Source organism: Nocardia sp. NPDC058497, assembly GCF_042720195.1.
Taxonomy (GTDB): domain Bacteria; phylum Actinomycetota; class Actinomycetes; order Mycobacteriales; family Mycobacteriaceae; genus Nocardia.
Window position 1 is genome coordinate 1 of the sequence record NZ_JBHXMY010001010.1, and the last position, 1222, is coordinate 1222.

The window sequence follows — 1222 nt, forward strand, 5'->3', positions numbered from 1 at the left end:
CCCGCCAATACCACCCGCCGATTCCCGAACGCCGCAGAATGATGCAACCCGAAACCGGCCTGCGCGAAGGTCTTACCCAAACCAGTCGGTGCCGCCAACCGAAACACCCCCGGCGCTCCCGACGCCGCAGCCACCGACGCTGCATACACCTCCTCACGCAACCCACCGACCCCGCCGCCACGAGAAGCGATCGCCGCAACCCGATTACGCTCGAAACGCTCCACCAACACCGACATGTCCGCATGCGCCGCCACCCGCGGCCCCGCCAATCCCTCACGGTGAGCACCGGTGTCGAGATGATCGGCATCCACCATTGCCGAGAACATCATCCGCATCCGCATCTCGGTCACCGTGCCCGCAACCTCACCCCAACCCGTCGGCAGCAACCCAACCTCGCACAACACCGACGAAGCCTCAGGAACACACCGGAAGAACCGCTCCACGGTCCCCGAATCATCCTCAGCCGCGATCTTCGCCAACTGTCCTCTGAACTCGGTGAGGTCGGTCAGCCCACCATGGTGCCCAGCGATCGTCATCGCGTACACGCTCACCCGCGGTGTAAGCAGATGTGCACCGAATTCCTTGTGCGGCACACCAACCGGTGCGTCCGTGCCATCCACCACAGCCAACCGGTCCTGCCACGCACACGATGCCTTCCCCGCGTCATGAAACAGCCCGACAGCATATGCCAACTGACCCGCCCCGAACTCTTCAGCGAACCAACCTGCCCACCACGCCGTCGACCGACAATGCTCACCCAAACTACGACGCCGACCAGACACACCGCTACGGCTATGCGCCCAAACATCCACCGCCACAAGCTAGAACACACCACCGACAACCCACCCACATCACCTGACCATCGAGCAACAAGGCCCGACCAGAACCTCCCAATACACCTAGGCACCTGGTTGAATGCTGGGATCTCGCCGGGTCATCGGCTACTAGCACCGCCTCCCTATCCGAGCAGGTGCTCGCTGCCGCCGCGGTTGGCCCGCCCGCCGCACCGAAGCGCGCGGCACAGTTGGTCGAGCAACGGTGGATCCTCGGTCAGCTCACCTGTCAAGATTCTCGCCGAGCTATGAGGCCCGGCGCCGCGGGCAGGTTGGCGTGACGACTTCGCCAGACCGGCAGAGATGAAATTCTCTGCCGAGCCGTGAGGCCCGGCGCGGAGTTCAATGCGGCGGGCGTGCTGGTGGCGCGGGGGGGTGGGGGGGGCGGC

General features: G+C 65.0%; 1 protein-coding gene. It reads right to left on the minus strand.

All coding sequences use genetic code 11. The features are described from left to right. On the minus strand, window positions 1-818 hold an 818-nt coding region (locus tag ACFWPJ_RS33305), incomplete at its 3' end, for a CRISPR-associated endonuclease Cas3'' (RefSeq protein WP_378857574.1). Window positions 819-1222: the final 404 nt, after the last annotated feature.